The 24,526-nt window shown below is 70.9% G+C and carries 23 protein-coding genes and 1 pseudogene; 12 read left to right on the forward strand and 12 right to left on the reverse strand.

What is annotated here, in order from left to right:
• Positions 1 to 91: 91 nt before the first annotated feature.
• From D1J51_RS18625 to D1J51_RS08475, 4 genes and pseudogenes are all read left to right on the forward strand, one after another.
• Positions 92 to 202: pseudogene (locus tag D1J51_RS18625) on the forward strand (hypothetical protein); the annotation flags it as partial.
• Positions 203 to 232: 30 nt separating this feature from the next.
• On the forward strand, positions 233 to 802 hold the full coding sequence (locus D1J51_RS08465) for a hypothetical protein (protein ID WP_119074748.1): 570 nt from the start codon (positions 233 to 235) through the stop codon (positions 800 to 802).
• Between the two features lie 190 nt (positions 803 to 992).
• On the forward strand, positions 993 to 2,252 hold the full coding sequence (locus tag D1J51_RS08470; RefSeq protein ID WP_119074749.1) for a tetratricopeptide repeat protein: 1,260 nt from the start codon (positions 993 to 995) through the stop codon (positions 2,250 to 2,252).
• Between the two features lie 57 nt (positions 2,253 to 2,309).
• Positions 2,310 to 3,272, forward strand: coding sequence for a quinone oxidoreductase family protein (locus D1J51_RS08475; RefSeq protein WP_371414081.1), 963 nt, complete (start codon positions 2,310 to 2,312; stop codon positions 3,270 to 3,272).
• 82 nt (positions 3,273 to 3,354) lie between these two features.
• Here D1J51_RS08475 and D1J51_RS08480 read toward each other — a convergent pair whose 3' ends face one another.
• Entirely contained in the window at positions 3,355 to 4,170 is an 816-nt protein-coding gene (locus D1J51_RS08480) for a BtpA/SgcQ family protein (protein ID WP_119074751.1), read from the reverse strand.
• A 122-nt stretch (positions 4,171 to 4,292) separates the two neighbouring features.
• On the opposite strand from D1J51_RS08480, the gene D1J51_RS08485 reads away from it, so the two are divergent.
• From D1J51_RS08485 to D1J51_RS08520, 8 genes are all read left to right on the forward strand, one after another.
• Positions 4,293 to 5,066, forward strand: a complete 774-nt coding sequence (locus D1J51_RS08485) for a DeoR/GlpR family DNA-binding transcription regulator (protein ID WP_119074752.1) — start codon at positions 4,293 to 4,295, stop codon at positions 5,064 to 5,066.
• A gap of 217 nt (positions 5,067 to 5,283) precedes the next feature.
• On the forward strand, positions 5,284 to 6,324 hold the full coding sequence (locus D1J51_RS08490) for an autoinducer 2 ABC transporter substrate-binding protein (protein WP_119074753.1): 1,041 nt from the start codon (positions 5,284 to 5,286) through the stop codon (positions 6,322 to 6,324).
• 51 nt (positions 6,325 to 6,375) lie between these two features.
• Positions 6,376 to 7,890 carry a sugar ABC transporter ATP-binding protein gene (locus D1J51_RS08495; protein WP_119074754.1) on the forward strand — a complete coding sequence of 505 codons (1,515 nt, stop codon included), beginning with the start codon at positions 6,376 to 6,378 and terminating at the stop codon, positions 7,888 to 7,890.
• Complete coding sequence (locus D1J51_RS08500) at positions 7,887 to 8,984, forward strand: ABC transporter permease (RefSeq protein WP_119074755.1); 1,098 nt, start codon at positions 7,887 to 7,889, stop codon at positions 8,982 to 8,984. The genes D1J51_RS08495 and D1J51_RS08500 overlap by 4 nt, the downstream gene beginning before the upstream one ends.
• On the forward strand, positions 8,974 to 10,101 hold the full coding sequence (locus D1J51_RS08505; protein ID WP_240423075.1) for an ABC transporter permease: 1,128 nt from the start codon (positions 8,974 to 8,976) through the stop codon (positions 10,099 to 10,101). Before D1J51_RS08500 ends, D1J51_RS08505 begins: the two co-directional genes overlap by 11 nt.
• A 25-nt stretch (positions 10,102 to 10,126) precedes the next feature.
• Positions 10,127 to 11,635: an FGGY-family carbohydrate kinase gene (locus tag D1J51_RS08510; protein ID WP_119074756.1), complete on the forward strand. Its 1,509-nt coding sequence runs from the start codon at positions 10,127 to 10,129 to the stop codon at positions 11,633 to 11,635.
• Positions 11,632 to 12,699: an aminopeptidase gene (locus D1J51_RS08515; protein WP_162903728.1), complete on the forward strand. Its 1,068-nt coding sequence runs from the start codon at positions 11,632 to 11,634 to the stop codon at positions 12,697 to 12,699. Before D1J51_RS08510 ends, D1J51_RS08515 begins: the two co-directional genes overlap by 4 nt.
• A 14-nt stretch (positions 12,700 to 12,713) precedes the next feature.
• Positions 12,714 to 14,405: a dihydroxyacetone kinase family protein gene (locus D1J51_RS08520; protein WP_119074758.1), complete on the forward strand. Its 1,692-nt coding sequence runs from the start codon at positions 12,714 to 12,716 to the stop codon at positions 14,403 to 14,405.
• Between the two features lie 130 nt (positions 14,406 to 14,535).
• Here the strand turns inward: D1J51_RS08520 and D1J51_RS08525 are convergent, their stop codons facing one another.
• From D1J51_RS08525 to D1J51_RS08575, 11 genes are all read right to left on the reverse strand, one after another.
• Positions 14,536 to 14,970: a type II toxin-antitoxin system VapC family toxin gene (locus D1J51_RS08525; RefSeq protein WP_119074759.1), complete on the reverse strand. Its 435-nt coding sequence runs from the start codon at positions 14,968 to 14,970 to the stop codon at positions 14,536 to 14,538.
• Positions 14,967 to 15,263 (reverse strand): ribbon-helix-helix protein, CopG family, encoded by a 297-nt coding sequence (locus D1J51_RS08530; RefSeq protein ID WP_119074760.1) that lies wholly within the window; start codon positions 15,261 to 15,263, stop codon positions 14,967 to 14,969. The genes D1J51_RS08525 and D1J51_RS08530 overlap by 4 nt, the downstream gene beginning before the upstream one ends.
• A gap of 69 nt (positions 15,264 to 15,332) precedes the next feature.
• On the reverse strand, positions 15,333 to 16,382 hold the full coding sequence (locus tag D1J51_RS08535; protein WP_119074824.1) for a lipoate--protein ligase family protein: 1,050 nt from the start codon (positions 16,380 to 16,382) through the stop codon (positions 15,333 to 15,335).
• A 27-nt stretch (positions 16,383 to 16,409) separates the two neighbouring features.
• Positions 16,410 to 17,279 (reverse strand): alpha/beta fold hydrolase, encoded by an 870-nt coding sequence (locus D1J51_RS08540; RefSeq protein WP_119074761.1) that lies wholly within the window; start codon positions 17,277 to 17,279, stop codon positions 16,410 to 16,412.
• A gap of 52 nt (positions 17,280 to 17,331) precedes the next feature.
• Positions 17,332 to 18,666 carry a CapA family protein gene (locus tag D1J51_RS08545; RefSeq protein WP_119074762.1) on the reverse strand — a complete coding sequence of 445 codons (1,335 nt, stop codon included), beginning with the start codon at positions 18,664 to 18,666 and terminating at the stop codon, positions 17,332 to 17,334.
• Positions 18,667 to 18,723: 57 nt separating this feature from the next.
• The gene (locus tag D1J51_RS08550) at positions 18,724 to 19,491 is read right to left on the reverse strand and encodes an amino acid ABC transporter ATP-binding protein (protein ID WP_119074763.1); all 768 of its coding nucleotides are present in this window, start codon (positions 19,489 to 19,491) and stop codon (positions 18,724 to 18,726) included.
• A complete protein-coding gene (locus D1J51_RS08555) occupies positions 19,488 to 20,405 on the reverse strand; it encodes an amino acid ABC transporter permease (RefSeq protein ID WP_119074764.1) in 918 nt (305 codons plus the stop codon). The genes D1J51_RS08550 and D1J51_RS08555 overlap by 4 nt, the downstream gene beginning before the upstream one ends.
• A 16-nt stretch (positions 20,406 to 20,421) precedes the next feature.
• Positions 20,422 to 21,411 carry a transporter substrate-binding domain-containing protein gene (locus tag D1J51_RS08560; RefSeq protein WP_119074765.1) on the reverse strand — a complete coding sequence of 330 codons (990 nt, stop codon included), beginning with the start codon at positions 21,409 to 21,411 and terminating at the stop codon, positions 20,422 to 20,424.
• Between the two features lie 86 nt (positions 21,412 to 21,497).
• Positions 21,498 to 23,147 carry an amidohydrolase gene (locus D1J51_RS08565; RefSeq protein ID WP_119074766.1) on the reverse strand — a complete coding sequence of 550 codons (1,650 nt, stop codon included), beginning with the start codon at positions 23,145 to 23,147 and terminating at the stop codon, positions 21,498 to 21,500.
• Positions 23,148 to 23,353: 206 nt separating this feature from the next.
• Positions 23,354 to 23,869, reverse strand: coding sequence for a flavin reductase family protein (locus D1J51_RS08570; RefSeq protein WP_119074767.1), 516 nt, complete (start codon positions 23,867 to 23,869; stop codon positions 23,354 to 23,356).
• Positions 23,866 to 24,387 (reverse strand): NADPH-dependent FMN reductase, encoded by a 522-nt coding sequence (locus D1J51_RS08575; protein ID WP_119074768.1) that lies wholly within the window; start codon positions 24,385 to 24,387, stop codon positions 23,866 to 23,868. Before D1J51_RS08575 ends, D1J51_RS08570 begins: the two co-directional genes overlap by 4 nt.
• Positions 24,388 to 24,526 lie beyond the last annotated feature (139 nt).

Raw genomic sequence — 24,526 nt, forward strand, 5'->3', positions numbered from 1 at the left:
TGGTACGCCGACGCCCTCGCCCAGCGCGCCCTGCGGCTCCTCACCACGGGCGCGCCGCCGATACGCTTCCTCCCCCGCCGCGGAGCAGGCGGTCGAGGCGGATCCCACCGAGCCGACCATCACCCTGGCGCTGGCGTACGCGTACCTCTTCGACTACCGGCCCGACCGTGCCGAGGAGCTGCTCCGGCGTCTGCTGCGGGAGGATCCGACCGACAGGGGCGCCCTCGGCGGGATGACCGTCGCGCGGGGGTTCCTCGACCCGATCGAGCGCGGCGACACGACGCTCGACGCGCTCCGAGAGTTCCGCATGGGGGAGCTCGCCTGGCGGATGATGCGCGATCAGATGTTCCGCACGGGCCTCGACGAGGCGCTCGAGGCGCTCGACGCCGTGCTGCCGCACGACCTGGCCCGCTCGTTGCGCCCGCCCCTCGGCGGAGAGGCGGCGCGGGAGAGCTACGGCGAGACGGAGCTGCTCGAGTGGCACGACGGCCAGGAGCCGGGCACGGGCGCGCTGTGGGGCTTCGACGAGCCCTTCCGGCTGATGTCGGCGGCCGAGGTCGACGAGATGGAGCACGCGATCGTTCGGGATCCGGCCGCGTGGCCGCAGTGGGACTCCGAGAACGAGTACTTCACCCTGATCGGCGCGGACGACGCGGGGGCCTACCTCTTCGTGGGGCCCGGAGGCGTGCTGCATCGCCGCTGCGCCGGGCAGGAGGACCGGGAGGTCGCCCCGAGCCTCGCCGACTGGGTGTGGGATCGCGTCGTCGCCTTCGGCGGCGAGGAACGCCGGCCGGGCCGGTAGCACGGTATCCGCACGTTGGCGCAGTCCCGGCTCCCGAGTTCGGGGTTCGAGGTTCGGAGTTCGGAGTTCGGGGTTCGGAGCCCCCTCAGCTCGACAGTAGATGCTTGAGAATTGTGAAAGAAGAGCATCTACTGCCGAGCGGACAGGTGGACGTCGAGGCGGACGGGTGAATGTTGCAGGAGGGGAGCGCATGAGCGCACACGACGACATCGAGCGCGCGGCGATCGAGCGGGACAGGGATCTCGCCTGGGAGCTGTACGACGTGCGGCCCGAGCACCCGCGGATCCCGGAGCTCGCGCAGAGCGTGCTCGCACGGGAGCCGACGTTCACCGGCATGATCATCCTCACGGCGCTGCACCGCGAGGCGTGCGGCGAGGTCGAGGAGGCCAGGCGCCTGCTGCAGGATCTGATGGGCCGGAGAGACCGGCAGTATCTCAACGTGCTCAAGAAGCTGCGCGACCTCGAGTTCTCGGACGAGAACTACGCCGAAGCGCTGCGCCTCGCCGAGATGGTGCTGCGTGAGCACCCCGAGGCCGACTGGATGGACCGCATGGACTACGGCAGTGCGCTGATCTTCACCGGCGATCCCGGGGGCGGGTGGCGGGTGATCGACGAGGCCGTCGAGTCGACCGCCCGGGTGGATCCCGAACAGTACGCGATGGCGCTCGGGCAGCGCGCGACGCGGCTGCTCGCCTCGGGCGCGCCGCCGGAGCGCTTCCTGCCCGCCGCGGAGGAGGCGCTCGCGGCGGATCCGAGCGACCCGATCCTCGCCACCACCCTGGCCTACGCCTATCTGTACCACTATCGCGCGGAGGAGGCTGAGGGTCTGTTCCGGCGCGTGCTGCGGGAGGACCCGACCGACGAGGTGGCGCAGGGCGGCATGATCGTCGCGCGCGCGTTCCTCGACCCCATCGAGCGCGGGGTGCGCACGATGGACGACCATCGCCGTGCCGGCACCGGGGAGATGGCGTGGCGCACGCTGCGCGACCAGATGTTCGGCACGGGACTCGTGGAGGCGCTCGTCGCGCTCGACGCCGTGATGCCGGAGGCGCTGGCGGCCTCCCTGCGCCCGCCCCTCGACCGCGAGACGGCGCGCGACTCGGGCGGCGAGTGGAGGGTGCTCGCGTGGCACGATGGGCAGGAGCCCGGCACCGGCGCGCTGTGGGGCGCGGGCGACTCCTTCCGGCTGATGACCGCGGCCGAGATCGGCGAGATGGACGAGGCGATCGAGCGGGATCGGGGGGCCTGGTCGCAGTGGGACGAGGAGGAGTACTACACGCAGATCTTCACTGACGACGCGGGCGCGTACCTCATCGAGGGCCGGGGCGGCCGCCTGATCCGCCGGGCCCGGGGGGAGGCGGACCGGGAAGTCGCGCCGAGCCTCGCCGACCGGCTGTGGGATCGCGTGGTCGCACTCGGCGGAGAGGATCCGAGGCCGGGGCGCCCCTGAGCGGCTCGGGCGGGGTTCCGCGAGGCGAGACGGCGGGGCTAGGCTCGAGGCATGACGATGCGCGCGATAGTTGCTGAGCAGGCCGGCGGTCCCGAGGCGCTGAGGATCGCGGAGGTTCCGGATCCCGAGGCCGGTCCGGGGGAGCTGCTCGTGCGGACCGTGGCCGTCGGCGTGAACTTCATCGAGACGTACCAGCGGTCCGGCCTCTACTCCGTGCCGTTCCCGTTCACGCCGGGTGCGGAGGGTGCCGGGCGCGTGCTCGCGGTCGGCGAGGGCGTCGAGGGCTTCGCGGTCGGCGACCTGATCGCCACGGCCGAGGCGCGCGCCACCTACGCCGAGCGCTTCGTCGTGGAGGCGGAGCGCGCGGTCGCCGTACCCGACACGATCGGCGCCGACACCGCGGCGGCGCTGCCGCTGCAGGGGCTGACCGCGCACTACCTCGCGACCTCCGCGGCGCGACCGCAGCCGGGCGACACGGTGCTCGTGCACGCGGGCGCCGGTGGCGTCGGCCTGCTGCTCACGCAGCTGCTCGTCGCGCGCGGGGTGCGGGTGCTGACCACCGCCTCGACGCCCGAGAAGGGGGAGCTGAGCCGGGGCGCGGGCGCCGCCGAGGTGCTCGATTACGCGGGCTTCGCGGATCGCGCGCGCGAGCTCACGGACGGTGACGGCGTCGCCGTCGTCTACGACGGCGTCGGCAGGAGCACCTTCGACGACTCCCTGCGCGCCCTGCGCGTGCGAGGCGAGCTGGTGCTCTTCGGAGCGGCGAGCGGCCCCGTGCCGCCGTTCGACCTGCAGCGCCTCAACGCCGGCGGATCCCTGTCGGTCACCCGTCCCTCGCTCGGCCACTTCCTGCGCACGCCCGAGGAGCGGGCCTGGCGCTACGGCGAACTCTTCGACGCGATCTCCGCGGGGGCGCTCGACATCCGCATCGGCGTGCGCTTTCCCCTGGCCGAGGCCGCCGCGGCGCACGCGGCGCTTGAGGGCCGGGAGACGACGGGCAAGGTGATCCTCGAGCCGTGAGCAGGCCGCTCTCGCCTCGCACGTTCAGTCGTCGGGACCGGGAGAGGCTCGGAAGCGGAGCGCAAGCGGGATCGCCCGTCTTCTACAGCGCGTCGCGGAATGCGCGGGCCTCGCCCATGAGCTCCTGCACGCGGGCCAGGTCCGCCTCGTTCTCGAAGACGCCGTCGCGCTTGAAGTAGGTGCCGATCACGGCGCCGTCGGCGACCGCGAGCTGCTCGGCGACGTTGCTCGCGCGCACGCCCGTGTTCACGAAGACCGGCGTGTCGCCCGCGTTCTCCTTGATGATGGAGAGCGACTGGGCGTCGGTCGGCGCGCCGGCGGTGAGGCCAGAGACGCACAGCGCGTCAGGCCGGCACGCGAACACGGTGGAGCGGGCGATCGAGGCGAGGTCGCGGTCGGCGAGGTACTCCGCGGACTCCGGGACGATGTTGAACAGGAGTTTGACGCTGCCGGCGCCGATGCGGTGGTGGTGGCGGGCGACCTCGCCGATGTTCGTGTCCCAGAGCCCGAAGTCGCTCGCGTAGACCCCCGTGAAGATCTCGCGCACGAACTTCGCATCGGTCGCGGTTGCGAGGTCGATCGACGCGCGGCCGTCCCAGAGCACGTTGACGCCGTAGGGCACCTCGAACTCGGACTGCAGTTCGCCGATGACGCGCGCCATCGTGATCGCCGTGATGGGCTCGGTCTTGGTCAGGTAGGGGAGGCTGAACTCGTTCGAGATCAGGACGCCGTCGACGCCCCCCTCCTGCAGCCGGCCGAGCTCGCGCTTCGCGCGATCGACGATCGCCGACAGGCCGCCCGTCGAGTCGTAGCCCGGATCCCCGGGGAGGGCCGCGAGGTGAAGCATCGAGATGACGGGCTTGTGCGTGCCGAAGACATCGGGGAGCCAGTTGGCCATTGTTCCTCGTTCCAGGTTCGGAATGTGAAAGATTTGTGAATAATTCACGATGAGCTAATCACAAGAGATTCGATAACACAATGGGGTGTTCTATCCTGGTTCCTGACGACTGGAGGCCGTGCATGGAAGCGCAGGAGCGACGCGAGCTCATCGAGCGGCGGATTCTTTCCGACGGCGAGGCCTCCTTCAAGACGCTGTCGCAGGAGTTCGGCGTCTCGGAGATGACGGTGCGGCGCGACCTCGAGCTGCTCGAGCAGTCGGGGAGTGTGCGCCGGATCATGGGCGGCGCGATCGCCGCGCACGGCACCGCCGTCGAGCCGGGCTTCGATGCCCGGGCGCTGGTCAGCGCGCGCGAGAAGGTGGGCATCTCGATCGCGGCGGTGGGGCACCTGATCCCGGGTGAGACGGTCGTGCTCGACAGCGGCAGCACGGCGCTCGCGGTCGCCCGCACGATCGTGGGGCGGGGCCTCGGGCTCACGGTCGTCACGCCGAGCATCCTCGTGGCGGCCGAGCTGCACAACGAGCCCAACACGACCGTGCTCGTCACCGGGGGCACCGTGCGGCCCGGCGAGCTGAGCCTCATCGGGGCCGAATCCGTCGCGGCGTTCGATCGCTACAACTGCGACGTGTACATCATGGGCGTCTCGGGGGTTGACGGGAAGCGCGGGCTCTCCGACTACAGCAACGAGGAGGCCGCGGTGAAGCGCGCAGCCCTGCGCGCGGCCGAGCGCGTCATCGTCGTCGCCGACGCCTCGAAGCTCGGTCGGGTGCACCTGACGAACGTGGCCCTGCCTGGCGAGATCGACCTGCTCATCACGGACGGGCCCGCGGACCACCCAGCGCTCGTCGGATTGCGCGCGGCCGGCGTGACCGTGGAGTGCGTGCCCTCCCTCTGAGCGACCCGGAGCCGCTCCGGCCGTCGTCCGGCCGTCGTCGGGCCGTCGCCGAGCCGTCGCCGCGTCCCGTCGCCCGGGCTTCCGCGCGCGGCCGAACTGGGAACCCGCCGGGTCGTGTGTTGACAACGCCTCGGAGATGGTTTTACTCTTCCCAAACGATGAAATTTCGTCCCAGAACTTGGGATTAATGATGGAAACTCACACAAAGGAGTGTCAAATGCGGCGCAGATTGGTAACAGGACTCGGTATCGGAGCGATTGCGACGCTGGCTCTCACCGGCTGCGGTCAGGTCGGCGGCGGCGGTTCGGCGGGTGGTTCGGCGGACGGCGGCTCCAAGGGCGGCCCGCTGACGATGGTCACGGTCGTCAAGATCACCGGGGTCGGCTGGTTCGACCGCATGGAGGTCGGCGTGAACGAGTACGCGCAGGACAGCGGCAACGACGTCCGCCAGGAGGGTGCGGACGACGCGAGCCCCGAGAAGCAGATCCAGATCATCCAGGATCTGATCCCGCAGGCGCCCGACGCGATCACCGTCGTCCCGAACTCGCCCGAGGCGCTCGAGACGGTCCTCGGCCAGGCCCGCGACCAGGGGATCGTCGTCGTCGCGCACGAGGCCGCGGGCATCAAGAACGCGGACATCGACATCGAGGCCTTCGACAACAAGTCGTACGGCGCGCAGATCATGGACAACCTCGGCCAGTGCATGGGCGGCGAGGGCAAGTATGTGCAGTTCGTGGGCGGCTTGACCGCGAAGACCCACATGGACTGGGTCGGCGGCGCCTACGATCAGCAGCAGACCAAGTTTCCCGACATGCAGCGCGTCGAGGATCCCGTAGAGAGCAAGGAGGACGAGAACGTGGCCTACCAGCGCACCAAGGAGCTGCTCGCGAAGTACCCGGACCTCAAGGGCATCCAGGGCTCGGCCGGAACCGACGTCGCAGGCGCGGCGCGCGCGGTGCAGGAGGCCGGACTGGCCGATCAGGTGTGCGTCATGGGCACGAGCATCCCCTCGGTGGCGAAGAAGTACCTCTCCGACGGCTCCATCGACAAGATCTTCTTCTGGGATCCGGCGATGGCCGGCAAGGCCCAGCTGAAGATCGCCGAGATGCTGGTCAACGGTGAGGAGATCAAGGACGGCACCGACCTCGGCATCGAGGGCTACGAGTCGCTCACGGCCCTCGAGGGGTACGACAACGTCTTCGTGGGAGACGCCGCCGTCACCGTCGACAAGCAGAACGTCGACGAGTACGACTTCTGAGCCGCTCGCCCGGCCGCCGGCACCGCCCGCTGACCCACCCGAGGAGACCCGATGACCGCAGACCCAGCCCCCGCAGCAGCACCTCCCGTGCTCGAGGTGCGGGGTGTCCGGAAGACCTTCGGCGGCGTCGTGGCGCTCGACGACGTGGGGATCACGCTCCGCCCCGGCGTGGTCCACTGTCTCGCGGGCGAGAACGGCTGCGGCAAGTCGACGCTCATCAAGATCGTCAGCGGCGTGGAGCCGGCCGACACCGGGGAGATCCTGATCGACGGAGAGCCCGTGTCGCGGATGACGCCGACGGCGGCGCTCCGGGCCGGCATCCAGGTCATCTATCAGGACTTCTCGCTCTTCCCCAACCTCACGGTCGCCGAGAACATCGTGCTGCCGGCCGCCATCGCCGCGCGCAGCAAGCTGTACCGCGCGAAACGCCTGCGGCCCGCGGCCGAGCGCATCGTGCAGGAGCTCGGCCTGAGCCTCGACCTCGACGAGGAGGTCGGTAAGCTCTCCGTGGCCGACCGCCAGCTCACGGCCATCTGCCGCGCGCTCGTGCAGGAGGCACGGGTGATCTTCATGGATGAGCCGACCACGGCGCTCACCCACTCCGAGGTGGAGCGACTGTTCGAACTCGTGCGCCGATTGCAGGGCCGCGGGGTCGCGCTCGTCTTCGTGAGCCACAAGCTGGAGGAGGTGCTGTCGGTGTCGCAGGAGGTAACGGTGCTGCGCAGCGGGCGGCTCGTCGCTCACGGCCCGGTCGAGGAATTCGACGTGCGTTCCCTGACCGAGGCCATGACCGGGCGCGAGGTCGACGACTCCCGGATCGTGGTGGAGGTCGACCCCGGCGCGGGCCCGCTCCTGCGCGTCGAATCGCTCACGCTCCCGGGCGCTTTCACCGACGTCTCCTTCGATCTGCGTGCGGGGGAGGTGCTCGGTCTGACGGGGCTCCTCGGATCGGGCCGCGGCGAGATCGCCGAGGCGCTCTTCGGCGTGCTGAAGCCGGAATCGGGCACGGTCGAGCTCGGCGGCGTCCGCGTGCGGCCGGGCAGCATCCGATCCTCGATCGCCGCCGGATTCGGCTACGTGCCCGAGGACCGCCTGACGCAGGGGCTCTTCCTGGACAAGCCGATCTCGGACAACATCATCGCGAGCTCGCTCGGCGAGCACGCGCGCGGACGGCTCTTCCTGAGCCCCCGGCGCACGGCCGAGACCATTTCCCGGCTGTTCGACCGGCTCCGGATCAAGGCGCCGAGCGTGGCCGCCCCCGTGCGGTCGCTCTCGGGCGGCAACGCCCAGAGAGTCGTGCTGGCCAAGTGGCTCGCGACCGAACCGCGCGTGCTGATCCTGAACGGACCGACGGTCGGGGTCGACGTCGGCTCCAAGGAGGAGATCCTGCAGATCCTCCGCGAGGCCGCGACCGCGGGCATGGGAGTCGTCATGATCTCCGATGACGTACCCGAGCTCGTCTCCATCTGCCGCCGCGTGCTCATCGTGCGACGGGGCGAGATCGTCGGCGAGTTCACCGACGACCGCATCGAGACCCATCGAATTCAGGAGGTGATCGCAGCATGAGCGCCGCACTGAGAACCGGCCGCTCGAGGCTGCGTGCCTCGGCCTTCTCCAGCGAGCTGGTGCTCGTCGGCATCATCCTGCTGCTCGTCGTCGTGATGAGCCTCGTGAATCCGACCTTCTTCACCGTGCACACGCTGTTCTCGATTCTCCGGGCGGCGCTCGTGCCGATGGTGCTCGCGCTCGGCGTGCTGCTCGTCATCATTTCGGGCGGGATCGACGTCTCGTTCCCCGCCATCGCGATCTTCGCGGCGTACACGACGGTATTCCTGGCGCAGCAGGGGCAGTTCGACCCCGGTCTGATCGGCGTGATCGTGATGGCGATCGCGATCGGCGCGCTGCTCGGACTCGTCAACGGTGCGGTGATCGCGAGGTTCAGGCTGCCGACGCTGATCGTCACCCTCGCGACCCAGGGGATCTTCAAGGGGGTGCTGCTCGCCTACGTCGGCTCCCGCTACATCGCGGATCTGCCCGGCAGCGTCTCCCAGCTCTCGACCTCGAGCCTCATCGCCGTCGAGGGCAGCCGGTCGTACCTGCCGATGGCGGCGGTGCCCGTCGTCGTCCTCGTCGTCGCGGTCTCGCTGCTGCTCGGCAAGACGATGTTCGGGCGCGGCCTCTACGCGATCGGCGGCGATATCGAGGGCGCCAGGCGTGCCGGCTTCCCGGTCGTGCGCTACCAGGTGCTGCTGTACGTGCTCGCCGGGGCCATCGCCGCGATCGGCGGCCTCGTGCACGTCGTGCTGGGCCAGAACGCGAACCCGCAGGACCTCGTCGGCACCGAACTCGACGTGATCGCCGCGGTCGTGCTCGGCGGAGCCTCCATCTTCGGCGGGCGCGGAAGCGTCATCGGCACGGTGCTCGGCGTCCTGCTCGTGCAGATCATCAACAACAGTCTGATCCTGATGGGCGTGCCGACGGCCTGGCAGCGCGCCGCGGTCGGCGTTCTGCTCGCGCTCGGCGTCGGCGTGCAGGCGCTCATGGCGAAGCGGGCGGCGAGACGCACATTCGTGATCGACGGCGGGGGTCCGGCCGCAACCCCCCGGACCGACGGCGCGCGCCCGGGCAATTCCGAGAGGGAGGCGGCTCATGCCGAGTGAATCCGACCGGGGCGGCGTCGCCCGGATCAACGCCGACGTCGACCGCTCGTTCCGCGCGCTGCTCGGCAGGGTCCACGTCGAGCGCGGCATCGGCCGGATGGTCGTGCTGCTCGCCATCGCGTCCGCCTTCTTCGCGGTGCTGAAACCCGGGATCTTCCTGAACCCGCTGAACCTGCAGAACCTCATGGTCGCGTCCCCCGAGATCGGGATCCTGGCGGTCGCGATGGCGTTCGCGATGATGACGGGCGGCATCGACCTCTCCCTGGTCGCGATCGCGAACCTCACCGCGGTCACCGTGAGCACCGCGTACACGGCCGTGGCCGCCGGAGACCCGGCGCAGGCCGAGGCGATGGCGCCCCTGATCCTGCTGCTCGGTCTCGGCGTCGGGCTGCTCGGGGGCGCGGTGAACGGGTTTCTGATCTCGTCGGTGGGGATCGCCCCGATCCTCGCCACTCTCGCGACGATGCAGATCTACAACGGCCTCGCGATCGTGTGGACCGGCGGTAAGACGCTCTACGGCGCTCCCGAGGCGCTCGCCGCGGTCGGCAAGTCGACCGTGGCCGGGATCCCGGTGCTGTTCCTCGTCTTCATCGTCATTGCGCTGATCGTCGGCGTGCTGCTGTCGCGCACACCCTTCGGCCGCCGCACGATGCTCCAGGGCGCGAACGGAGTCGCGGCGCGCTACTCGGGAATCCGCGGATCGAGCGTGCTCATGGGCACCTATCTGCTGACGGGCCTCCTCGGGGGCTGCGCCGGCCTCGTCTTCCTCGCCCGCAACCCGACGGCCAGCGCCGACTACGGCAGCTCGTACGTGCTGCTCGTCATCGTCATCGCGGTGCTCGGCGGGACCAACCCGGTGGGCGGCTACGCCACCGTGACCGGCGTCGTGCTCGCGACCCTCGTGCTGCAGGTCGTGCAGTCGGGCTTCACGGCGCTTCGGCTCTCGGCCTACGAGTACGCCATCGCGCAGGGAGTGATCCTGATCGCGGTCATGGTGTTCGACCAGGTCCGGCTGCGCCGGCGTCACCGCGAGGCCCCATCGACGCCGACGAGTATCGTGGCGACCGCCGCAGCCGCCGAGACCGCGGGGGCGGAAGGCACCCGGGCACCGAGATGACCGGCTGGACGAGGCGGAGGACACCATGACCCGACTGCTCATGGGCATCGACATCGGGACCTACGAGACCAAGGGCGTGCTGGTCGATGCGGCCGGGGCGGTGCGGGCAGAGGCGCGGGCCCGGCACGGGATCAGCACGCCGCGGCCGGGGTGGGTCGAGCACGACGCCGAGACCGTGTGGTGGGCCGACCTCGTCCGGGTGGCCCGCGAGCTCACGTCGCACGCGGGGCCGGGCGACGAACTGATCGGCCTCGGGTGCAGCGCGATCGGGCCGTGCGTGCTCCCGGTCGATGCGGCGCTGCGCCCCCTGCGGCCCGCGATCCTCTACGGCGTCGACACGCGGGCCTCGGCGGAGATCGCCGAGCTCGAGGAGCGGCTCGGGCGCGAGGAGATCTTCCGCCGCGCGGGTAACGCGCTGACGAGCCAGTCCGCCGGCCCGAAGATGCTGTGGATCGAGCGGAACGAGCCGGACGTCGCCGCGCGCACCCGGTGGTACCTCACGAGCCAGAGCTTCCTGGTCGCGCGGCTCACCGGCCGGGTGGTCGTCGACCACGCGACCGCCGGCTACTCCCACCCGTTCTACGAACTCGCGGAGCTGCGCTACAACTGCGACGGGCTCGCCGGAACGGTGCCGGAGGAGAAGCTGCCCGAGGCGGCGTGGTCCGCCGAGGTCGCCGGGACGGTGACCGCGGCCGCCGCCGCCGAGACCGGTCTCCCCGAGGGGCTGCCCGTGGTCGTCGGCACCACGGACTCGCCGGCCGAGGCCGTGGGCTCCTCCGTCATGGCGCCGGGCGACCTCATGCTGCAGCTCGGCTCCACCGGCTACCTGATCCGGATCGGCGATCGGCCGGCGACGAGCGACGTGCTCTGGGCGGCCCCGTGGGTGATGCCGGGCCGATTCGTGCTCGCGGCCGGCACGTCGACCGGCGGCACCGCGACCCGCTGGATCGCGGATCAGCTCGACCTTGAGCGCGGCGACGGCGACGCTGCGCTGTTCGGCCGGTTGATGGAACTCTCCGGGGCGTCCCCGATCGGCGCGAACGGGGTGCTGCACCTGCCGCACTTCAGCGGTGAGCGCACGCCCTTCCACGACCCCGACGCGCGCGCCGCGTTCGTCGGGATGAGCCTCGGCACGGACCGCGCCGACCTCGCGCGGGCGGTCTCGGAGGGTGTCGGCCATTCGATCGCCCTGGCGCTCGCCGCGCTCGTGGCCGAGGGGGGCGGGGACCCGCGGGTCGTCGCGGTCGGCGGCGGAATCAAGAACTCGATCATCACCCGCACCATCTGCGATGTCACCGGCCACGAGCTGGCGCTCGCGGAGACCGTCGGCGCTTCGTACGGCGACGCGATCCTCGCCGGAATCGGCGTCGGTGCGATCTCGGAGGCGGAGGGCGCGGGATGGCCTGGGTTTCTCGAGCCGGCGACGCCGGGCGCCGACGGCGACGCCGGGGTGCGCGAGATCCGGCTCGCACACGACCGCTTCCAACGCACGTACTGGGCGCTCCGGGCGGCCAGAGAGGGAGAGCACGCATGAGTCGCTGGCCCGAACTGGCCGCGCACCTGGCGCTGGTGAACGGGGTCGGCCCCGGCACAAAGGTCGGGATCTTCGCGACGACGGTCGGCGCGCTCGACGCCGTGGCCGCCTTCGTCGAGGAGGTCTACCGGCTGGGCGGCGTTCCGCAGGTGCTGCTGACCGAGGAGCGCTACGACCGGTACGCGCTCGCCCACGCCGACGAGGAGGTGCTGCGTGTGCCGGCCCCGCTCGAGCTCGCCTCGATGGAGTGGGCCGACGTGCACGTCTCCTTCCGCGGCATGGAGCCGCCGGCCGCCGAGATCGACGGTGCGCGGCTGAGCCTGCAGCGCGAGGGCAAGGGCGTCGTCTCGACGGCCCGGTGGCGGGGCACGAGGTGGACCCTCGTGCGCATTCCGAGCGCGGAGTGGGCCGACCTCGTCGGGGTGCCCGCGGCGCAGCTCGAGCGCGAGTTCTTCGCGGGCACGCTCGCCGACTGGGAGGCCCACCGGGCGCACCTCGACCGGCTGTGCGAGCGGTTGAACGGCGTCCGCACGGTGCGCATCGTCGACGCCGGCACCGACCTCATCCTCGACTGCACGGGCCGCACCTGGGTGCCGTTCGCCGGCGAGGCGAACCTGCCGGACGGCGAGGTGGCCACGGCGCCCCGCGAGGACGGCGTCGACGGCCGTATCTCCTTCCCCGGCCGCTTCTGGTTCGGCGGGGCCCGCATCACCGACCTGCGGCTCGAGTTCTCGGGCGGCCGGGTCGTGCGGGCCGAGGCAGCCGAGGGCGCCGACTTCGTCGACCGCGTCCTCGCCGCGCCGGGCGCGCGGGTCGTCGGCGAGCTCGGGATCGGCACGAACCCGAGCATGCGCACCATGACCGGCGACCTGCTGCTCGACGAGAAGATCCTCGGCACGGTGCACATCGCCCTCGGGCGCTCGTACCCGCAGTGCGGTGGCCTCAACGAGTCGGCCATCCACTGGGACATCGTGAAAGACCTGCGGCCCTCCGGTCGGCTCGAGATCGACGGCGAGGCGCTGATCGACGGGGAGCGGTACGCGCCGGTGCTGGCCGGCGACTGATCGAAGGAGACACCATGCGCAAGATCATCAACGGGGCCGACGCGTTCGTGGACGAGGTGCTCGAAGGCATCCTGCTGGCGCACCCCGACGAGCTGCGGGCGGCGACCGAGGATCGTCGGGCGCTCGTGCGCGCCGACTCCCCCGCAGCCGGTCGGGTCGGCATCGTCACCGGCGGCGGATCGGGTCACCTGCCCTTCTTCCTCGGCTATGTCGGGCGCGGGCTGTGCTCGGCCGTCGCCGTCGGCAACGTGTTCTCCTCGCCGAGCCCGGCACAGATCCACGCGGCGTCCGTCGCGGTCGACGGGGGGGCGGGGGTGCTCTACCTCTACGGGAACTACGGCGGCGACGTCTACAACTTCGACATCGCGGCCGAGCTGTGCCGCGGGCAGAGCATCGAGGTGCGCACGGTGCTGGGAGCAGACGACGTCCAGTCGGCCCCGCCCGCATCGGCCGCGATGCGCCGCGGGGTCGCCGGCCTCGTGCTCGTCTACAAGGCGGCGGGCGCCATGGCGGACCGCGGCGCCTCGCTCGACGAGGTGGCCCGAGTCGCGCAACGAGCGGCAGATGCCACCCGCACGATGGGCGTCGGATTGTCGCCGACGATCCTGCCCGCGGCGGGCGAGGCGACCTTCGCGCTGGACGAGGGGGAGATGGAGATCGGCGTCGGGATCCACGGGGAGCGGGGCAGCCATCGCGGCCCGATCGAGACCGCGGACGAGATCACTGACCGGTTCCTCGCGGAGCTCGGCACCGAGCTCGACTTGAGCGCCGGGTCGCGCGTCGCGGTGCTCGTGAACGGGCTCGGCGCGACCCCGCTCGAGGAGCTCTACGTCGTCTACCGTCGCGTGCACCGGGTGCTCGCCGAGCGCGGGGTCGAGATCGCCTACCGGCTCGTCGGCGAGTACGTCACGAGTCTCGAGATGGCCGGGGCGTCGCTGTCGATCATGCAGCTCGACGACGAGCTCGAGGAGCTGCTGCACGATCCCGCGGGGTCCCCGTTCTTCCGGCAGGGCGATGCGACCGTGCCCGAGGCCGCGGCGGGCGATGCGCCGATCGTGCCGGTGAGCGCTGCGGCGGTCGCCGACATCGTGTCGGCCGGGAGCCCGAGTCGACTGCGCGAGACGCTGATCGCCGCGCTGCCGCGCATGGAGCGGCACACGGACGAGCTGCGCGAGCTCGACGCCATACTCGGGGACGGGGACCTGGGCATCACGGTGTCGGCGGGCAGCCGGGCCGCGGCCGGGGCGGTGGCGGGGCTCCCCGAGGACGCTGACGCCCGCAGCGTGCTGCGCGTGGCTGGGCTCGCCTTCTCGTCGGCGAACCCGTCGACGTTCGCGGCCCTCGTCGGCAGCGGCCTGATCGGGGCGGCCGACACGCTCGAGCGCGGCGCGCACCTCGGGGTCGACGGTGCGGCCGGCCTGCTTCGGGCGCTCTCCGAGCGGATCGCCGAGCGCGGGGGCGCTGAGCCGGGCGACAAGACCCTGCTCGACGTGCTCGCTCCAGTGGTCTCGGCGCTCGAAGCCGGTGCCGCCCCCGAGGAGCTCTCGGGGGTCGCCGCGGCGGCTGTCGAGGAGACCGCGGGGTGGCGGTCGCGCCGCGGCCGGGCCGCTTGGCAGCAGGAGCGGTCGATCGGGCAGCGGGATCCCGGCGGGGTCGCCGCGCTGCGGTTCGTCGAGGAGATCGTCGGCGCGGCCGGCGAGGAGTGAGGGGAAACCTGAGGGCGGGACTGCGGGTGCTCACGCTCTGAGCCCCGGGGAGGGTCGGGGCCGGCGGGCCGCGGGCATCGAGGCGGTGCGCATCACGCGCGACACGCCGCTCTGGGGGACTGAGCGCGCGTCAGCGATCCGCGGTGGGATCGATGCGCGTGATGCCCGGAATCCCGTCGAAGCCCCGGTCGGTCGAGGCGATCTTCTCGATGCCGTACGCCAGCGCCGTCGCCGCGTGCACGGCGTCGCGGCCCCCGACGCCGGGCAGCTGCTCGATCAGCTTGAGCGAGGTATCGAGCACTTCGTGGTCGAACTTCAGGATCGTGAGCATCGCCATGAGGTCGCGTCCTTCCTGAACTGCGAGCTCACGGTCGCCGGTGACGCGCTGGCGATGGTGCACGACCTCCTGGATCATCTCCGTGCTGGCGTAGCCGCGTCCACGCCCCGCCGCGAGGTCTCGAAGCATGGCGATGGATGGGGCTTTGTACCTGCCCGAATCGGAGAGCGCATAGATGGCGATGTTGGCGTCGAGAAGCACCGCGTCCTCCATGATCTCAGGGATCACGCGGCGGCCTCGCCGTTGTTCCGGGTCGACTGATGCAAGGGGTCCATCTCGCGTTCGTAGTCGGCTTTGAGATCGTTCCAGTCTGGGAGCGGATCCTGGGGCGCGGCATCGGCCCGCGCGAGCATTCGCTCGAGGATCTCCGTTTTCCGCCTGTGCAGCGCGTTCACCCGCTCGTCGACGGCCTCGCGGATGAACGCGCCGACGCTCACGCCGCGGATGCGCGCCTCGGCCTCGAGCGCCGCGTAGCGCTCCGGGTCGAAGAGCACCTGCACTCGTTTCTCCAGGGTGGCCATGACCGCAGCCTACGCCGGATCCTGCACATGCACAAGGCATGTGCAGGTGCAGTGCCGGGACGGCGATCCCTACGGCACGCGCCGCAGCCAGGCCTCCGTCGTGAACTTCTTCTCGACGAGGCGCTCGGCCGCGTCCCACTCGCCCTCGGTGACCTCGCCGTCGGTGCCGCCGTGGCGCCGCTTGAAGACCTCGATCATCTTCTCGATGATCGCCTCGCGCTCGAGGCCGGTCTGGCTGCGCAGCGGATCCACCCGCTTCTGCGCGCTCGCGGTGCCCTTGTCGGAGAGCTTCTCGCGACCGATGCGCAGCACCTGCGTCATAGCCTCGGGGTCCATGTCGTAGGCCATGGTGACGTGGTGCAGCACCGCGCCCGATCCGAGGCGCTTCTGCGCGGCTCCGCCGATCTTGCCGTGGGGGCTCGTGATGTCGTTGAGCGGCTTGTAGTGCGCGTCGATGCCGAGCGCCTGCAGCGCCTCCAGCACCCACTCGTCGAGGTAGGCGTAGGAGTCGGCGAAGCTCATGCCGCGCACCAGCTCGCCGGGCACGTACAGCGCGTAGGTGATGCAGGCCTCCGGCTCCATGTACATGGCGCCGCCGCCCGAGATGCGGCGCACGATCCGGGCGCCATACGCCCCCGCCTGCTCCTCGTCGACCTCGTTCTTGACCGACTGGAAGCTGCCGATGAACACCGCGGGGGCGTTCCACTCCCAGATGCGCAGCGTGGGTCCGCGCAGCCCCTCGCCCACGGCCGCGGTGAGCACCTCGTCGAGGGCGGCGTTGAGCACGGGCGCGACCGGCGGTTCGTGCACGATCTGCCAGTCGTAATCGCGCCAGTGCGCCGCCCCGGTCACGGCGCGCCGGATCGCGACGCCCACCGAGTCGGGCGTGAAGCCGAGCAGGTGCACCTCGCTCGGCAGCGTCTTGCGGATGGCGTCGCCGACCTCCTCGATGGTGCTGGCCGGATTCAGGCCGTCAACGGCGCCGTTGATGCACTCGAGCGCGTCGTCCGGTTCGAGGAAGAAGTCGCCGGAGAGGCGGAAGTCGCGGATACGGCCCTCGACCACCTCGAAGTCGACGACGACCAGCTTGCCGCCGGGGACCTTGTACTCACCGTGCATGCTCATAGGTTTAGATTACGCCTCAGCTCACTCGCCCGCCACGCGGTCCAGCATCCAGGTCGAGAGGTCGGCGAAGACGTCGTCCCGGTTGGTTTCGTTGAGCGTTTCGTGACGCGCACCGGGATACACCTTGACGGTCACGTCGCGCACCCCGCGCCTGCGGTACGCCTCGGCCAGCTGCCGCACGCCGTCGCCGCGGTTGAGCGCGTCATCGCCGCCGGAGACGATGAGGATGGGCACCTCGGTTGCGAGGCCGTGCCCCGGTTTGCCGAAGAGCCGCAGGCCGTCGGCGACGCCCAGCAGCTTCGCGGTGTCGGCGTCGAAGCACAGCGGGTCATCCGCGAAGGCCCGAGCGACCTCGGGGTCGCGGCTGAGCCACTCGAAGCCGCTGGCCTCCGGGCCCGCCCAGCGCGCGTTGAGCTTCCCGCTCTCCATGTGCTTGAAGGTGCGGAACGCCGTTCCCGAGAGCACGAGCGCGTTCCAGGCGCGTGGATGCTCGTTCAGGATCCGCTGCGCGATCAGGGAGCCCAACGAGTGCGCGAACATCACGACCGGCAGATCGGGGTGCCGCTCGCGAATGATCGAGGTGAGCTGCAGGATCGCCGCCTCGGCGGCGGGCAGTCCGCCCGCGCCGAGACGCCCCAGCCTCGAGAGGTCGCCGGCGTACTGCTTGCGTCCGGTCTCGCCGTGGCCGCGGTGGTCGTCGGCGTAGACCGTGAAGCCCGCCTCCACCAGGTGCCCCGCGAAGGCGTCGTAGCGCTTGGCGTGCTCGCCGATGCCGTGCGAGATCTGCACCACGCCCACCGGATCCTCGGCGGCCCACTCGTAGGCGAAGATCTCGACGCCGTGAGCATCGATGTAGCTGAACTCGGCGTACCCGGGCGTCTCGCTGCTCATGTCCTCATTCTGGTCGGTCCGGCTGCGCGCCGCCAGGGCGGGGGCGGGCTCGTCATGCCCGGACCGCCGGCGCTTCGACCTCCACAGCCCCGACGCCGCGCGTGCGGTCGAAGGAGATCCGCGTCCCGAACGGCTCGCTCAGGCGCGAGAGCTCATCGATGATCGTCTCGGCGGAGTCGCCGGCGGCGATGCGCGGCATGCCCCGCAGCGATCGCTGCTCGCTGTTCATCTGCAGGTCGAGCGGGTGCAGCGCGACGCTCGCGACCCCGCCCGTCTTCTCGTCCGTCTCGAGCTCCGCGAGCAGTGCCTGCGAGAAGCGCTCCTGGCTGTAGAAGCCGAGCCGCTCGCCGTTCGCGCCGCGGCGGCGGGCGCCGTGCAGATCGGAGGGGAACGCGTCCGCCGGGTGCGAGTACTTCTCATACATCTCGACGGGCACCCGGTAGCCCGACTCGAGGTCGAAGGTCAGGCCGTTGAGCGAGTAGAAGATCGGCGCACCCCGGTAGACCTCGATCCCGCGCAGCATGTGAGGGCCGTGCCCGAACACGGCGTGGGCGCCCGCGTCCACCATGGCGTGCGCCGCTTCCACGATGAACTCCGCGGGCTGGTCCGAGTACCAGCCGTCGCGCTCGCCCTCGTGGGCGTGGAGGCTCACGATGACGGTGTCGCCCGATCGGCTCGCGTCGACGATCGAGCGGCGGATCTCGTCGAGGTCGTGACGGTTGACCTCCCAGCGCACTCGGGCGGCGTCGCCGCGGCGCACGGGCACGCCTCCGAACGTCGTGAGATCCGGATCGAGGTTCTCCCGGATCTCGATCCGGTCCGTCTCGCGGTGGGTCGCGTCGATTCCCAGCGCCGCTTCGATGCCGAGGATCTGCTGGAACTGCTCCGGGGGCAACTCGTAGGAGACCCGCCAGCGGAGCGGGTTCAGCCCGGGGCGCGCGGCGACGTTCCTTCCCGCGTCGGCCGCGCGGAACTCGTCGGCCCCCGACGTCGAGGCCGCGATGAGCGCCACCCGGCCCTTCGCCGTGTCGGCGAAAGCCGCCTGCCGGGCCTCGGCGAGGGTGCGGCCCACCCCGGCGAGCACGAGCCCCTGCTCGGCGAAGGCCTGCATCGTGTCGAGGACTCCGAGGTGGCCGTAGTCTCCGGTGTGGTTGTTCGCGCCCGAGACGAGCGAGATCCCCAGCTCACGCATCTCCTGCGCGGCCCAGCGGTGGTTGCCGAGGGTGTAGCCGTGGGGGTAGGCGGGGGTCGAGTCGTTCGGCACCGTGAACTCGGCATTCGCGAAGATCGCGTCCGATCGGTCGAACAGCTCGGTGATCGTCGGGTCGAACCGTTCGCGAAGGCGGCGACTGCCGAATATCATGTCGCCGGCGCCGATGATGTTCATGGTGGATCCCTCCGTATCGATGGGCGGCGTCGCAGCCGGGAAGCCCGGCGGGCGCCACTACAGTATGCTCGCGAGGAACGCGCGCGTGCGCTCGTGGACGGGCTCGCTCATGAGCCGGTCGAACGGCCCCTCCTCGACGACGCGGCCCCGGTCCATGAAGACGACCCGGTCGGCGACCTCGCGCGCGAAGCCCATCTCGTGCGTCACGATGACCATCGTCCTGCCCTCCCCCGCGAGATCCCTGATGACGGCGAGCACCTCGTGGACCATCTCCGGGTCGAGCGCGGAGGTGGGCTCGTCGAAGAGCATGACCTTCGGGTTCATCGCGAGCGCGCGGGCGATCGCCACGCGCTGCTGCTGCCCGCCGGAGAGCTGAGCGGGGTAGGCGGAGGCCTTGTCGGCCAGGCCCACTCGTTCCAGCAGCTCGTGAGCGGTCGCGACGGCGCGGGGCTTCGGGATCCGCGCGACTCCCACGGGGGCCTCGATGAGGTTCTGCAGCACCGTCATGTGCGAGAAGAGGTTGAACTGCTGGAACACCATCCCGGTGTCCACTCGCATCTTGGCGATCTCCCGTTCGGGCAGTTCGTACAGCTTGTCGCCCCTGGCCCGGTACCCGATGCGCTGCCCGAGTACCGTCATGGTGCCCCCGTCGATGCTCTCGAGGTGATTGATGCACCGGAGGAGCGTGCTCTTGCCCGAGCCGGAGGGGCCGACGATGCAGACGACCTCGCCCGAGTCCACGCGGAGGTCGACGTCGCGCAGCACCTCGAGGGACCCGTAGTTCTTGACGACCCGCTGCGCGTCGATCGCGATCCGTCCGGTCATCGCTCCGCCCTCCCGGCGCCGGCCTCCACCGTTGCGTCCGCCGACTCGGGATCCCTCGCCGAGGACGCGAGCCTCGTACGAGCCGAGTCGCGATCGCTCTTGCCGTAGTGCTTCTCGAGGAAGTGCTGGCCGATCATCAGGAGCGTGGTCACGATGAGGTACCAGATCGTCGCGACGAGCAGCAGGGGGATGGTCTCGAACGTCCGCGAGTACACCGCCTGAACCGAGTACAGCAGGTCGGGAAACGCGATGACCGAGACGAGCGAGGTCGCCTTCAGCATCGAGATGACCTGGTTGCCCGTCGGAGGCAGGATCGTGCGGATGGCCTGCGGGAAGACGATCCTCGAGAACACCCTCGCCGGCCCCATGCCGAGGGCCTGCGCCGCGTGCACCTGCCCCCGCGGCACCGAGAGGATCCCGCCCCTGATGATCTCGGCCATGTACGCGCCCTCGTTGATGCCGAGTGCCAGCACGCCGACCATGAAGGGGGTGATCAGCTCGTTGACGTCGAGTGGAGCCATCTGCCACGGTGTGAACGGCACCCCGAACGCGATGGTGGGGTACAGCGCCGAGATGTTGAAGATCAGGATGACCTGCACCATGAGCGGCGTGCCGCGGAACAGCCAGAGGTAGAGCGAGGCGATCCCGCGCAGCACCCACGAGGCCGACTGGCTCATGAGCGCCGTGATGACCCCCAGCACGAGGGCGATGAGCATCGCGAGCACCGTGAGCCGGATCGTATTCCAGAGGCCCTGGAGCACGAGCGTCGAGGTGAAGTAGTTCGCCACGACGCCCCACTGGAACCGCTCGTTCGTGACGAGCGTGCTCGCCAGCCCGAGCACCGCGACGATGACCGCGAGGCTGAAGACCCTGCGGGCGATGTGGCGCCGCGGGACGATTTTCACAGGGGTCATCGGATCGCCGCCGAGGTTACTGGCGCTCTGCCTGCGCAGCCTCGAGGAGGGCCGTGTAGTCGGCGTTGTCGTTGTTCACGACCTCCTCCGTGGGAGCGAGATCCTCGAGCCCGTACTTCGCGAGCATCTTCTCCCACTCGCCGTTCCCGACGAGGTACAGCATCGCGGCCCTGACGGCCTCCTTCATGCCGTTGCCCTGCGGGGTGAGGATGCCGTTGAGCTCGACGAGCTCGTTGCCGGTCTTGGAGAGGGCGAGGGTGTCGTCCTGGCTGGCGGTGTAGCGCGAGGCGCCCATCGAGAGGAAGACGGCGTCCGACCGGCCGCTCTTGAGCGAGAGGAGCATGTCGGGGATGCCCTGGAACGCCTGGACCGTGATCTTCTTCTCGCCCGCGGCGACGCACGCATCGGACTGCGTGTTCACCTGCTCCTCCTGGCTGGAGCCGGTGTCGACCCCGATCGTGAGGCCGCAGGCGTCGGCGAGCCCGGTTCCCTTGAGCGGGCTGTCCGCCTGCACGACGAGCGAGGAGGGCTCGCCGAACATGACGTCGACGTAGTCCACGACCTCTCGGCGGTCGGGCTTGTCCGTCGTGATGTTGGTGACGAGGTCGTAGCGGCCCGCCTGCAGGCCCGGGATCAGGGTCGCGAAGTCGACTCCCTTGCCCCGCACCTCGAGCCCGAGGACGCCCCCCAGCGTGTTGGCGAGGTCGACGGAGAGCCCGCGGTCCTTGCCGTTCTCGTCGATCTCGCCGTAGGGGAGGCCGGCGGTGTTCTGATAGCCGACGTTGAGGAAGCCCTTGGCGGCGATCTCGGCGGGGATGAGTTTGCGGATCTGCTCGATCTCGGGGGTCACCTCGACCGCCTCCGGCGCGGTCTCGGGTGCGGCCGGCTCGGCGGAGCTCGCGCACCCGGCCAGGGTGAGACCCAGAGCTGCGACTGCTCCGAGCAGCAGGTACTTCCGAGATTTCATGAACGTCTCCATCTTGCGACCGTCGGTGAGAATCGCCAAAACTTCATTCTATGCGGGGGATCTGTTCGTGCGGGTATTTTTATTGCGGCCTGCGACGAAGGCGCGGCGGGGCGGCCGGCCCGCCGCTACGCGGCGGCCCGGTAGGCGACCTCGCCGTCGACGAGCGTCAGCGCCGCGGTCGTGCCCAGGAGCTCGTCGGGCGCGTCGGTGAGCGCGTTCGCGGTCCACACCGTCACGTTGGCGCGGTAGCCGGTCGCGATGCGGCCGAGCTCGTGCTCGCGCTTGGTCGCGTAGGCGGCGCCCAGGGTGAGCCCCTCGAGCGCCTGTGCCGGGGTGAAGACGCGCCGCGGCTGGTAGGGCTCGCGGCTGCGCTCGAGCGCCGACTTCGCGGTGAGTGCGATGAACAGGTTGTCGGGGGCCACGTGGGGTGCGGTGGGCGCATCGGTGCCGAGCGCGAGCGGCACACCGGCCTCGCGGAACTTGTGCCAGGGGAAGCCGGTCAGCGCGCGCTCGTCGCCGAGCACGGCCTGCCAGTTGTCGAGCACCGCCGGGTCGCAGTGCACCGGCTGCATCGAGGCGGTGACGCCGAGCGCCGCCATGCGCGCGATCGTGTCGTCGGCGACCGACTCGAGGTGCTCGACGCGGGGGCGGCGATCCGCCCGCGGACCGTTCACGCGGATGCACTCCTGCACCGCGTCGAGGGCGATGGTGCTCGCCTCGTCGCCGATCGCGTGCAGCGCGAGCTGCAGCCCGGCCGCGTCGGCGGCGGCGGCGACGGGCAGCGCGAACTCCCGCTCCCAGATCGGGCCGGGCATCGCGCCGTTCGCGTAGGGCGCGCGCATCGCCGCGGTGCACGCATCGATCACGCCGTCGAGGATGAACTTCACGCCCACGATGCGCAGCCACTCGTCGCCGTACCGCGCCGCCACCTCGTCGCGGATCCTCGCGACCTCGGCGACCTCGGCGAGGTCGGTCTCGAGGTCGCCGGAGGCGGTGAGGATCCAGTGCGCGTTGACGGGGAAGGGGAGGCGGCCGTCGCGGTCGAGGATACGGCGGTAGGCCTCGAGGTCGGGGTGCCCGAACGACATCTCGGAGGCCCCGGTGACGCCGGTCTCGAGGTAGGCCTCGAAGGCGGCGGCGAGCCAGCGGTCGCGATCCTCGTCCGTCGCCACCTGGTCGAGGTAGCCCCAGCCGTACTGCATGGCCGCGGTCTCGAGCAGGAACCCGGTGGCGTCGCCGTTCTCGTCGCGCTCGATCTCGCCGCCGACGGGGTCGGGGGTGTCGCGGGTGATGCCCATGGCCTCGAGCGCCGCCGAGTTCACCCACATCGTGTGCAGGTCGTTCGCGTCGAGGAACACGGGCACGTCGGAGACGGCCGCGTCGAGCATCGTCGCGGTGGGCCGCTGCCCCTGCTCGAAGATGTCGAAGCGCCAGCTGACGCCGGTGATGCGCGGCGCATCGGGGTCGGCGGCGCGCGCGGCGGCGATGCGCCCCTGCACCTCTGCGACCGATGTCGCGTCGCGCAACTGCACCTTCGACAGCGCCTCGCCGAGCATCAGCACGTGCGCGTGGCCCTCCCAGACCGACGGCGTCACGAGCGCGCCGCCCAGGTCCACCTCCTCGACGTCGCCGCCGCCCGCGGCGAGGCGTACGGCGTCGAGGTCGCCGGCCGCGAGGATGCGGCCGGCGCGCACGGCGAAGCTCTCCCGGAGCGCGACGGAGGCGTCGCCGGTGAAGACGGCGGCGTTGCGGTAGATGATGGTGCTGGAGGACATGGGCGCTCGCTTTCGTGATGCGGTGGTGAGGCCGTTCGCCTTCGATGCTATCCCCGCGGGGCGCGGGCGCAATCCGCTGCGCTCGGCACGGCTTCCGCGGGCGGCGGTGCGCTGCGGTCCCGCAGTATCCGGCTCCGCACCGCGTGCAGCGCGCCGACCGACCCGTGGAGGAGGCCGCGGGATCGTCGCCCGCTGAGCGCGGCCGCTCAGATCATGTACTCGAGCTCGCGGTAGGCCCCGCGGTAGAAGAGCAGCGGGGGGCGATCCGGGTCGGTCGAGATGCCGAGCACTCGCACGAGGAAGATGAGGTGGTCCCCCGCCTCGACCTCGCGCTCGACCTCCCCGGCCACCCAGCCGGTTCCCCCGTCGAGCGCGGGCGCGCCGTTGGCCTCCGACGGGTGCCAGGACACGTCGCGCCACTTGTCGGTGCCGGATCGCGCGAACTGCGAGCTCAGATACTGCTGCTCGGCGCTCAGGAAGTTGACGACGACCCTGGCGTGGTCGCGCACGGCCGCGAGGCTCTGCGAGGTGCGGGCGATCGAGAAGGAGACGAGCGGCGGATCGATCGAGACGCTGGTGAACGACTGGCAGGTGAAGCCGACCGGGCCGGCGGCTCCGTGCGTGGTGATGATCGTGACCCCGGACGCGAAGGCGCCCATCGCGTCGCGGTACTCGCGCTCGTCGAACGGCGCGGGGGAGGTCGCGGCGGTGTCCGGGATCATGCGCCCGTCCCGGCCCGCGCGGCGGAGCCGGGCAGCAGCCGGCCCTGGCCGGCGATCCACTCGTCGAGCACCTCGTCGCGATGGTCGAAGCGGTGCATTGCGAACGCGAGCCCCCGCGTGGGCACGCTCGCCCCCAGTTCGACGAGCAGCGGGCGCAGCGTGAACTCGACGGCCAGCGCGTGCTCGGCCGAGGCGATCGTGAAGACCGGCACGGCGACGAGCCCCTCGAGGCCCCGCGCGGGGGAGCGATCGAGGAACGCCTTCAGCAGGCCCGTGTAGCTGGCCTTGTAGGTGGGGGAGGCGATCACGGCGCAGGTCGACGCCCGCAGCTGCTCGCTCAACGGATCGAGGGTCGTCGAGGGCCAGCGGAAGAGCTCGTCGGCGTGCTCGATGAGGTCGACGGTCGGCCGGAGCTCGGCACCCGTGAGTGCGGCGATGCGCTGAGCGAGATCCTCGGCGATCTGCCGCGTGCGCGAGTGCGGCTTGGGGTTTCCGACGACGACGGAGACGGTGGACATGGCGCTCCTTTCGGGGGCGGCGGCCGCGCGGGCGGAGGGTGATCCGCGATGCGGTGTCGCGGGTCGCCGCGGGATCTCATCCTGCGGATTGAAAGCCAGTGTAGGTGCTGGCCGGCGATGGCGGCCAGGCGGCGCAACG

It is taken from the genome of Leucobacter sp. wl10 (genome assembly GCF_003569785.1).
GTDB lineage: Bacteria > Actinomycetota > Actinomycetes > Actinomycetales > Microbacteriaceae > Leucobacter.

Coding starts and splice junctions, on each gene's coding strand:
- D1J51_RS08465 (WP_119074748.1), top strand. CDS start 233: ATGACCGTCGCGCGGGGGTTCCTCGACCCGATCGAGCGCGGCGACACG.
- D1J51_RS08470 (WP_119074749.1), top strand. CDS start 993: ATGAGCGCACACGACGACATCGAGCGCGCGGCGATCGAGCGGGACAGG.
- D1J51_RS08475 (WP_371414081.1), top strand. CDS start 2,310: ATGCGCGCGATAGTTGCTGAGCAGGCCGGCGGTCCCGAGGCGCTGAGG.
- D1J51_RS08480 (WP_119074751.1), bottom strand. CDS start 4,170: ATGGCCAACTGGCTCCCCGATGTCTTCGGCACGCACAAGCCCGTCATC.
- D1J51_RS08485 (WP_119074752.1), top strand. CDS start 4,293: ATGGAAGCGCAGGAGCGACGCGAGCTCATCGAGCGGCGGATTCTTTCC.
- D1J51_RS08490 (WP_119074753.1), top strand. CDS start 5,284: ATGCGGCGCAGATTGGTAACAGGACTCGGTATCGGAGCGATTGCGACG.
- D1J51_RS08495 (WP_119074754.1), top strand. CDS start 6,376: ATGACCGCAGACCCAGCCCCCGCAGCAGCACCTCCCGTGCTCGAGGTG.
- D1J51_RS08500 (WP_119074755.1), top strand. CDS start 7,887: ATGAGCGCCGCACTGAGAACCGGCCGCTCGAGGCTGCGTGCCTCGGCC.
- D1J51_RS08505 (WP_240423075.1), top strand. CDS start 8,974: ATGCCGAGTGAATCCGACCGGGGCGGCGTCGCCCGGATCAACGCCGAC.
- D1J51_RS08510 (WP_119074756.1), top strand. CDS start 10,127: ATGACCCGACTGCTCATGGGCATCGACATCGGGACCTACGAGACCAAG.
- D1J51_RS08515 (WP_162903728.1), top strand. CDS start 11,632: ATGAGTCGCTGGCCCGAACTGGCCGCGCACCTGGCGCTGGTGAACGGG.
- D1J51_RS08520 (WP_119074758.1), top strand. CDS start 12,714: ATGCGCAAGATCATCAACGGGGCCGACGCGTTCGTGGACGAGGTGCTC.
- D1J51_RS08530 (WP_119074760.1), bottom strand. CDS start 15,263: ATGGCCACCCTGGAGAAACGAGTGCAGGTGCTCTTCGACCCGGAGCGC.
- D1J51_RS08535 (WP_119074824.1), bottom strand. CDS start 16,382: ATGCACGGTGAGTACAAGGTCCCCGGCGGCAAGCTGGTCGTCGTCGAC.
- D1J51_RS08540 (WP_119074761.1), bottom strand. CDS start 17,279: ATGAGCAGCGAGACGCCCGGGTACGCCGAGTTCAGCTACATCGATGCT.
- D1J51_RS08545 (WP_119074762.1), bottom strand. CDS start 18,666: ATGAACATCATCGGCGCCGGCGACATGATATTCGGCAGTCGCCGCCTT.
- D1J51_RS08550 (WP_119074763.1), bottom strand. CDS start 19,491: ATGACCGGACGGATCGCGATCGACGCGCAGCGGGTCGTCAAGAACTAC.
- D1J51_RS08555 (WP_119074764.1), bottom strand. CDS start 20,405: ATGACCCCTGTGAAAATCGTCCCGCGGCGCCACATCGCCCGCAGGGTC.
- D1J51_RS08565 (WP_119074766.1), bottom strand. CDS start 23,147: ATGTCCTCCAGCACCATCATCTACCGCAACGCCGCCGTCTTCACCGGC.
- D1J51_RS08570 (WP_119074767.1), bottom strand. CDS start 23,869: ATGATCCCGGACACCGCCGCGACCTCCCCCGCGCCGTTCGACGAGCGC.
- D1J51_RS08575 (WP_119074768.1), bottom strand. CDS start 24,387: ATGTCCACCGTCTCCGTCGTCGTCGGAAACCCCAAGCCGCACTCGCGC.